This window comes from Streptomyces sp. NPDC059564 (assembly GCF_042735575.1).
Lineage (GTDB): Bacteria > Actinomycetota > Actinomycetes > Streptomycetales > Streptomycetaceae > Streptomyces.
On sequence record NZ_JBHWBP010000308.1, the window covers coordinates 1 to 9,285 of the forward strand.

The following is a 9,285-nucleotide window of genomic DNA, read 5'->3' on the forward strand; positions in this document are numbered from 1 at the left end:
CCCTCGGCGGGGTGGTCGCGAACAACGCCTCCGGCATGACGGCCGGGACCACGAGGAACTCGTACCGCACCCTCTCCTCCCTGACCCTCGTGCTGCCGACCGGCACGGTGGTCGACACCGCCGATCCGCTCGCCGACGAGGAGCTGGCCCGCGCCGAGCCGGCCCTGTGCCGCGGGCTGATGGAGATCAAGCGGGAGATCGAGGCCGACCCGGAGCTCACCGCCCGGATCCGCGCCAAGTACGAGATCAAGAACACCACCGGCTACCGCCTCGACGCCTACCTCGACGGCACCACCCCCGTGGAGATCCTGCGCGGCCTGACGGTCGGCTCCGAGGGCACCCTCGGCTTCATCTCCGAGGTCGTCTTCGACACCCTGCCCCTGGACCGCGAGCTCACCACCGGCCTGCTCTTCTTCCCGTCCCTGCCCGCCGCTGCCGCCGCCGTACCCCTGTTCAACGAGGCGGGCGCCCTCGCCGTGGAGCTGATGGACGGCAACACCCTGCGCGCCTCCGTCAGCGTCGCCGGCGTGCCCGCCGACTGGGCCGGGCTGCCCAAGGACACGGCCGCGCTGCTGGTGGAGTTCCGGGCCCCGGACGCTGCGGGCCGCGCGGAGCACGAGCGCCGGGCGGCCGGAGTGCTGGCCGGGCTGGAGCTGGTCGCCCCGGTCACCTCCGTCACCAACGCCTTCACGAGCGACCCGGCCGTCATCTCCGGCTACTGGAAGGCCCGCAAGGCCTTCGTCACCGCCGTCGGCGGAGCCCGCGCCCCCGGCACCACCCTGATCACCGAAGACTTCGCCGTACCCCCGTCCCGGCTGGCCGAGGCCTGCGAGGCGCTCCTCGTCCTCCAGGCCGAGCACGGCTTCGACGCGGCCGTCGCCGGGCACGCCGCCCACGGCAACCTGCACTTCCTGCTCGCCTTCGACGCCTCCGTGCCCGCCGACGTCGACCGGTACGCGGCCTTCATGGACGCCTTCTGCCGCCTCACGGTCGAACGCTTCGACGGCTCCCTCAAGGCCGAACACTCCACGGGCCGCAACATGGCCCCCTTCCTCGCACTCGAATGGGGCCCCCGCGCCACCGAACTGATGTGGCGCACCAAGCGGATCATCGACCCGGACCTGGTCCTCGCTCCGCGGATCCTCCTCGACCGCGACCCCCGGGCCCATCTGCGCGGGCTGAAGACGATCCCCCGCGTCGAGGCGGTCGCCGACCCCTGCATCGAGTGCGGCTTCTGCGAACCGGTGTGCCCCAGCCAGGACCTGACGACCACCCCGCGCCAGCGGATCGTGCTGCGCCGCGAGATGATGCGCCAGCGGCCCGGCTCCCCCGTGCTCGACGGCCTGCTCGACGCCTACGGCTACGACGCCGTCGACACCTGCGCGGGCGACTCCGCCTGCAAGCTCGCCTGCCCCGTCGGCATCGACACCGGCGCGCTGATGAGGGACTTCCGCCACCGCCGGCACAGCCCGCGCGAGGAGCGCGCCGCCGCCCTGGCCGCCAGGCGGTTCCGCGGCGTGGAGGCCGCCGCCCGGCTGGCCGTCGCCGCGGCCGCCGCGATCACCGCCCGGGTCGGCGACAAGCCCCTGACCGCGCTGACCGGGGCCGCGCGCAAGGCCGTGAGCCCCGATCTGGTGCCGCGCTGGCTGCCGCGGATCCCCGGCGCCGCGGCCCGCGAGCTCCCCCCGACCCGGCGGGTGGGCGCGGCCGCCGTGTACTACCCGGCCTGCGTCAACCGCATCTTCGCCAGCGCCGGGGGCGGCTCCGGGCCCTCCCTGCCGGAGGCGGTGGTGGCCGTGTCGGAGCGGGCCGGGAAGCCGGTGTGGATCCCGCGCGGCGTCACCGGCACCTGCTGCTCCACCATCTGGCACTCCAAGGGGTACGAGGACGGCAACCGGGTGATGGCCAACCGGATCGTCGAGGCCGCCTGGGGCTGGACGGCCGGGGGCCGGCTCCCCCTCGTCGTCGACGCCTCCTCCTGCACCCTGGGCATCGCGCACGAGGTGGTCCCGTTCCTGACCGAGGACAACCGCGCCCTCCACGCGGAGCTGCGGATCGTCGATTCCGTCGTCTGGGCGGCGCACGAACTGCTGCCCCGGCTGGAGGTCCTGCGCACGGTCGGCTCCGCCGTCCTGCATCCCACCTGCTCGATGCACCATCTGGGTGACGTCGCCGAACTGCGCGCGGTCGCCGAGGCCTGCGCCGACGAGGTGGTCGTCCCGGACGACGCGGGCTGCTGCGCCTTCGCCGGCGACCGGGGGATGCTGCACCCGGAGCTGACTGCGTCGGCGACGGCCCGCGAGGCGGCCGAGGTGACGGCCCGGCCGTTCGACGCGCACCTTTCGGCGAACCGGATGTGCGAGGTGGGCATGGACCGGGCCACCGGGCGGAGCTACTCCTCGGTGCTGCTCGCGCTGGAGCGCGCGACCCGGCCCTGAACACCCCGCAATACGCGCGGGCGCACCTCCTCCGCAGCGGAAAATCGATTGCCGGGGCCCCGTCCGGAAGACGAACCTTGCGTGGTTCGGCCTACTCGACCAGTCATGGGGCGTCATGCAGATCAGCGATCTTCCGTATCCGGACCCCGGAGAACCCGACGCCCGCTCCGGACCGGCCTTCCTGCTGTGGCTGGGGCGCGGCCAACTCGGCGGCCAGGCCCGCAGCCTGCTCTGGGGCCTCGTGCACTTCGGCGGCGTCGCCGGGCTGCCGTACGCGGTCGGACTGGGCGTGGACGCGGTCGTGCGCCGCGACGGAACCCGGCTGCTCCAGGTCGGCGGGCTGCTCCTGCTGCTCGGCATCGCCATCTCGGTCGGCGACGCCATGCTGCACCGCACCGCCGTCACCAACTGGATCACCGCCGCCGCCCGGGTCCAGCAGCTGCTGGCCCGCAAGACCGCCGAGCTGGGCTCCGCACTGACCCGCCGGGTCGCGGCGGGCGAAGTCGTGTCCGTATCCACAGGTGACGTCGAAAAGATCGGATGGTTCGTCGAGGCGGTCTCCCGCTTCCTCGCCGCCGCCCTCACCGTCGTCGCGATCTGCGTCGGCCTGCTGTTCTACGCGCCCTCGATCGGCGTGGTCGTCGCCATCGGCGTCCCCGTGCTGGCGCTGTCCGTACTCCCGTTGCTGCCGCGCGCCACCCGGCGCGCGGACGTGCAGCGCGAGAAGGCGGGCAAGGCCACCGAGCTGGCCTCCGACACCGTGGCGGGCCTGCGCGTACTGCGCGGCATCGGCGGCGAGGAACTGTTCCTGGGCCGCTACCGCGAGGCCTCGCAGGAGGTCCGCCGGGCGGCCGTGCGCAGCGCCCGGATGTGGGCGCTGATCGCCGCGGTCCAGGTGCTGCTGCCGGGCGCGCTGCTGATCACGGTGATCTGGTACGGCTCCGCTCTGGTGCTCGACGGCCGGCTGGCGGTCGGTGAACTCGTCGCGGCCTTCAGCGCGGTGAGCACCATGCTGTACCCGTTGCGGCACTTCCAGGAGATCGCGATGGCCTACTCCTTCTCCCGGCCCTCCGCCGTGCGGGCGGCCCGGGTGCTGTCACTGACCCGCACCGACGGTCCGGCCGACGCAGCCGCCGCGGTCGCGTCGCCTCCGGCTCCGGCTCCGGGTGGGGACCTGTACGACGCCGAGACGGGGGTGCTGGCCCCGGCCGGCCGGTTCACGGCGGTGGTGTGCGGGGACCCGGACCTGGCGGGCCGGCTCGCGGAACGGCTGGGCGGCCATCCGATGGACTCCGCCGCCGGGGCGCCCTCGGCGCTGCTGGGCGGGGTGGCGCTGGACGAACTCCCGCTGGACACGGCCCGCGAGCTGGTCCTCGTACAGGACAAGGATCCGGTGCTGCTGTCCGGGACGCTGCGCGAGCTGTTCGACGTACCGGCCTCCGGGTCCGTGACGCCCGGGGCGGCGCTCGCGGCGGCCCAGTGCGGCGACGTCCTGGACGCGCTGGTGCAGTCGGCGCCCGACGCGGTGGACGATCCGATGGACGCCCGGATCACCGAGCGCGGCCGGTCGCTGTCGGGCGGCCAGCGCCAGCGGCTGGCGCTGGCCAGGTCCCTGGTCACCGATCCGGAGGTGCTGGTGCTGGACGAGCCGACCTCGGCGGTGGACTCGCACACCGAGGCACGGATCGCCGACGGGATCACCGCCCTGCGCTCCGGGCGCACGACGGTGGTACTGGCGTCCTCACCGCTGCTGCTCGACCGCGCCGACCGGGTCGTCCTGGTCCACGAGGGCCGGGCCCTCCCGGCGGGCACGCACCGCGAGCTGCTGCGCGGCGAGCCCCGCTACCGGGCGGTCGTCACGCGCGAGACGGAAGAGGAACAGCGGCGCGCCGGGCTCGGCCTGGCGGGGCCGGCGGAGGAACTCACAGAGATCGAGGAATCAGCATGATCGGCGTGGCGCCCCCGGAACACGATCCGGCGGCCCCCGAAACGGCCGCGACCCTGCCCGTGGGCTCGTCGGCGACCGTACGGGGCTACGTGCGGGGCCTGCTGCGCCGGCACCGGCGGGCCTTCGTGGTGCTGGTGTCGGTCAACGCGGTCGCGGTGGTCGCCTCCATGGTCGGCCCCACCCTGCTGGGGCAGGTCGTGGACGAGCTGTCCTCGGGGGCGCGCGAGCTCCATCTGGGGCGCGTGGCCTTGCTGTTCGCGCTGGCGCTGGCCGTCCAGACGTTCTTCACGCGCCTGGTGCGGCTGCGCGGGGCGATGCTCGGCGAGGAGATGCTGGCCGACCTGCGCGAGGACTTCCTGGTGCGTTCCGTCGGGCTGCCCCCGGGCGTCCTGGAGCGCGCCGGTACCGGCGACCTGCTCTCGCGGATCACGACCGACATCGACCGGCTGGCCAACGCGATGCGCGAGGCCGTGCCGCAGCTGACCATCGGCGTGGTCTGGGCCGGACTGCTCTACGGGGCGCTCGCGGTCACCGCTCCGCCGCTGGCGCTGGCCGCGCTGCTGGCACTGCCGGTCCTGGTCTTCGGCTGCCGCTGGTACTTCCGGCGGGCGCCCTCGGCGTACCGCTCGGAGGCGGCCGGGTACGCGGCGGTGGCCTCGGCGCTCACCGAGACCGTGGACGCGGGCCGGACCGTGGAGGCGCACCGCCTGGGGCAGCGCCGGATCTCCCTGTCGGAGCAGCGGATCAAGGAGTGGACGGCCTGGGAGCGGTACACCCTGTACCTGCGGACGATCCTCTTCCCCGTCGTGAACGTCACGTACATCGTGATCCTCGGCTCCGTGCTGATGATCGGCGGGTACTGCGTGCTGCGCGGCTGGATGTCGGTGGGCCAGATGACGACGGGCGCGCTGCTGGCGCAGATGATGGTCGATCCGATCGGTCTGATCCTGCGCTGGTACGACGAGCTCCAGGTCGCGCAGGTCTCGCTGGCCCGGCTGGTCGGCGTGCACGAGATCGAGCCGGACGCGGGCGACGGGACGGTCGCCCCGCGGGGCCGGGCCGTGCGGGCGGACGAGGTCCACTTCGGTTACAAGCAGGGCGTGGACGTCCTGCACCAGGTGTCGATGTCGGTGCCGCCGGGTACCCGGATGGCGCTGGTCGGCCCCTCGGGCGCGGGCAAGTCCACCCTGGGCCGGCTGCTGGCGGGCATCTACGCACCGCGGACGGGTGAGGTCACGCTCGGCGGGGCCCGGCTGTCGCGGATGCCGGCGGAGCGGGTGCGGGAGCACGTGGCCCTGGTCAACCAGGAGCACCACGTGTTCGTGGGCTCGCTGCGGGACAACCTGCGCCTGGCGCGGGCGGGTGCGGCGGACGCCGAACTGTGGGAGGCGCTGGGCGCGGTGGACGCGGACGGCTGGGCGCGGGCCCTGGACGCCGGGCTGGACACGGAGGTCGGCTCCGGCGGGACCACGCTGACTCCGGCTCAGGCCCAGCAGGTCGCGCTGGCCCGGCTGGTGCTGGCGGATCCGCACACGCTGGTTCTGGACGAGGCGACCTCGCTGCTGGACCCGCGTGCCGCCCGCCACCTGGAGCGTTCGCTGGCCCGGGTGCTGGACGGCCGTACGGTCATCGCCATCGCCCACCGGCTGCACACCGCGCACGACGCGGACGTGATCGCGGTGGTGGAGGGCGGCCGGATCAGCGAGCTGGGCTCGCACGAAGAACTGGTGGCGGCCGACGGTGCCTACGCCGCCCTGTGGCGGTCCTGGCACGGCTGAGGGGCCGCCGCCTCGTCGGACGGGTCGAGGGCCGTCAGATGAAGTTGAGGGCCGCGGCGCCGCCCACGCCGCCGAGGAGCATGAAGACCGGCATCAGGACCTTCAGCTCCACCCAGCTGCCGGCGCGGAAGCGCATCATCTTCGGCGGCCCGATCGGGTACCAGCGCTTCCCCGCGATGGGGAGGGGCCACAGGATCGGGCAGCCGGAGACGGTCAGCGCGTCGCCGATGTCGTGGACCAGCGCGCCGAGCAGGATGGGCAGGCCCAGCCACAGGTACTCCTGGCCGGGGCCGGTGAAGAGCCAGCCCGCGCCGTTGCCCGGCTGGTCGAGCACCCCGGCGAGGATCCAGGCGCTGGTCGCGCCGAGCAGCCAGACCAGGATGTCGCTGGACATCCGGGCCGCCCGCCACAGCAGCCCTTCGACGGCCAGCACCAGGTGGACGAAGAGCAGCGCGAGCACGCCCCAGCGGTCGGCGGTGACCGCGAGCGCGGAGGATCCGCCACCTATCAGGACCGCCCACAGCCAGGTGTGCGTCAAGGTGCGGTGGCCCCCGGTGCGGCGGGCGTCGCGCGGGGCGCGGGTGGCCTTGTAGACGGAGTAGGAGATCTTGTCGACCACCTCGCACAGGCCACGGGACAGCGGGCCGAAGGCCCGCGAGATCGTCGCCGACTTGTGGTCGAGGTCGGGGGCGAGGGCCGCTCCGGCGCAGATGAGCGCTCCGACGACGAGGACGGGCCACGGCATCGGGTGCCCGGCGGCCGCGGTCGCGGCGCCGACTCCCAGCCAAGCGGCCGCCCCGGACAGTGAGTGCGCCGGACCCATCATCTCTGTATCCCGCCCCGGTCCTGTGTGGTCGGGCCCCGTCGAGTGGTTCGGTCGGGCCGCCTCGACGGCACAGCGTACCCGCGATGATCTTCCCTTCCGGCCGCCGGTTCCCTCTTCCGGCCGGAAGCCAGGCAAGATGGGGGGTGTGACCCTCATTGATCAGCTCCCGCCGAACGCCGACCCCGACGCCCTCTTCGAGGCTTTCTCCTCGTGGGCGGAGGACCAGGGCATCACCCTGTACCCGGCGCAGGAGGAGGCACTGATCGAGGTCGTCTCCGGTGCGAACGTGATCCTGTCGACCCCGACCGGCTCCGGCAAGAGCCTCGTCGCGGCGGGCGCGCACTTCACCGCGCTGGCCCAGGACAAGGTCACCTTCTACACCGCTCCGATCAAAGCGCTGGTGTCGGAGAAGTTCTTCGACCTGTGCAAGCTCTTCGGCACCGAGAACGTCGGCATGCTCACCGGTGACGCCTCCGTGAACGCGGACGCCCCCGTGATCTGCTGCACCGCCGAGGTGCTGGCCTCCATCGCGCTGCGCGACGGCAAGTACGCCGACATCGGCCAGGTCGTGATGGACGAGTTCCACTTCTACGCGGAGCCCGACCGCGGCTGGGCCTGGCAGATCCCGCTGCTGGAGCTGCCGCAGGCGCAGTTCATCCTGATGTCGGCGACCCTCGGCGACATGAAGCGCTTCGAGGAGGACCTGACCCGGCGCACCGGCCGCCCGACGTCGGTGGTCCGCTCCGCGAACCGGCCCGTGCCGCTGTCGTACGAGTACGTGACCACGCCGATCACGGACACCATCACCGAGCTGCTGGAGACCCGGCAGGCCCCGGTCTACATCGTGCACTTCACGCAGGCCCAGGCGGTCGAGCGGGCACAGTCGCTGATGAGCATCAACATGTGCACCCGCGAGGAGAAGGACAAGATCGCGGAGCTGATCGGCAACTTCCGTTTCACCACGAAGTTCGGCCAGAACCTCTCCCGCTACGTCCGCCACGGCATCGGCGTGCACCACGCGGGCATGCTGCCCAAGTACCGGCGCCTGGTGGAGAAGCTGGCCCAGGCCGGTCTGCTGAAGGTCATCTGCGGTACCGACACCCTCGGCGTGGGCGTCAACGTCCCCATCCGCACGGTGCTGTTCACCGCGCTCACCAAGTACGACGGCAACCGCGTCCGCACGCTGCGCGCCCGCGAGTTCCACCAGATCGCCGGCCGCGCGGGCCGGGCCGGCTTCGACACGGCGGGCTACGTCGTCGCGCAGGCGCCCGAGCACGTCATCGAGAACGAGAAGGCCCTCGCGAAGGCGGGCGACGACCCGAAGAAGCGCCGCAAGGTGGTCCGCAAGAAGGCCCCCGAAGGCTTCGTGGCCTGGTCGGACACCACCTTCGAGAAGCTGATCGCCGCCGACCCGGAGCCGCTGACCTCGCGCTTCAAGGTCACCAACATCATGCTGCTGTCGGTCATCGCCCGGCCCGGCGACGCCTTCCAGGCGATGCGCCACCTCCTGGAGGACAACCACGAGCCGCGCAAGGCCCAGATCAGGCACATCCGCCGGGCCATCGCGATCTACCGTTCGCTCCTGGACGGCGGCGTCGTGGAGAAGCTCGACACCCCGGACGCCGAGGGCCGCACCATCCGGCTCACCGTCGACCTCCAGCAGGACTTCGCGCTGAACCAGCCGCTGTCCACCTTCGCGCTGGCCTCCTTCGACCTGCTGGACCCGGAGTCCCCGTCCTACGCCCTGGACATGGTCTCCGTCGTCGAGTCCACCCTGGACGACCCGCGCCAGATCCTGGCCGCCCAGCAGAACAAGGAGCGGGGCATCGCGGTCGGCGCGATGAAGGCCGACGGGATCGAGTACGAGGAGCGCATGGAGCGGCTCCAGGACGTCACCTATCCCAAGCCCCTCGAGGAACTGCTGCTGCACGCCTACGACGTGTACAGCAAGAGCCACCCGTGGGTCCGGGACCACCCGGTCTCCCCGAAGTCGATCATCCGCGACATGTACGAGCGCGCGATGACCTTCACCGAGTTCACCTCCTTCTACGAACTGGCCCGCACCGAGGGCATCGTGCTGCGCTACCTGGCCGGCGCGTACAAGGCGCTGGACCACACCATCCCCGACGACCTGAAGTCGGAGGACCTCCAGGACCTCATCGCCTGGCTCGGCGAGCTGGTCCGCCAGGTCGACTCCAGCCTGCTGGACGAGTGGGAGCAGCTGGCGAACCCGGAGGAGGAGTCGGCGGAGGAGGCGCAGGAGCGCGCCGACCAGGTCAGGCCGGTCACCGCGAA

The 9,285-nt window shown here is 72.7% G+C and carries 5 protein-coding genes; 4 read left to right on the plus strand and 1 reads right to left on the minus strand.

Going from position 1 to position 9,285, the window contains the following annotated elements; translation table 11 throughout:
- The 3 genes from ACFV0Q_RS32890 to ACFV0Q_RS32900 form a co-directional block, all read left to right on the plus strand.
- Window positions 1–2,438: FAD-binding and (Fe-S)-binding domain-containing protein (locus tag ACFV0Q_RS32890; protein ID WP_385010365.1), on the plus strand; the 2,438-nt coding region annotated here is incomplete at its 5' end.
- Window positions 2,439–2,553: 115 nt separating this feature from the next.
- The gene (locus ACFV0Q_RS32895; protein ID WP_385010366.1) at window positions 2,554–4,386 is read left to right on the plus strand and encodes an ABC transporter transmembrane domain-containing protein; all 1,833 of its coding nucleotides are present in this window, start codon (window positions 2,554–2,556) and stop codon (window positions 4,384–4,386) included.
- Window positions 4,383–6,164, plus strand: a complete 1,782-nt coding sequence (locus ACFV0Q_RS32900; RefSeq protein WP_385010368.1) for an ABC transporter ATP-binding protein — start codon at window positions 4,383–4,385, stop codon at window positions 6,162–6,164. The genes ACFV0Q_RS32895 and ACFV0Q_RS32900 overlap by 4 nt, the downstream gene beginning before the upstream one ends.
- A gap of 34 nt (window positions 6,165–6,198) precedes the next feature.
- On the opposite strand, the gene ACFV0Q_RS32905 is transcribed toward ACFV0Q_RS32900, so the two are convergent.
- Window positions 6,199–6,990: a metal-dependent hydrolase gene (locus ACFV0Q_RS32905; protein ID WP_385010370.1), complete on the minus strand. Its 792-nt coding sequence runs from the start codon at window positions 6,988–6,990 to the stop codon at window positions 6,199–6,201.
- A gap of 136 nt (window positions 6,991–7,126) precedes the next feature.
- Here ACFV0Q_RS32905 and ACFV0Q_RS32910 point away from each other — a divergent pair.
- Window positions 7,127–9,285 (plus strand): DEAD/DEAH box helicase (locus ACFV0Q_RS32910; protein ID WP_385010372.1); only part of this gene is annotated, 2,159 nt, incomplete at its 3' end.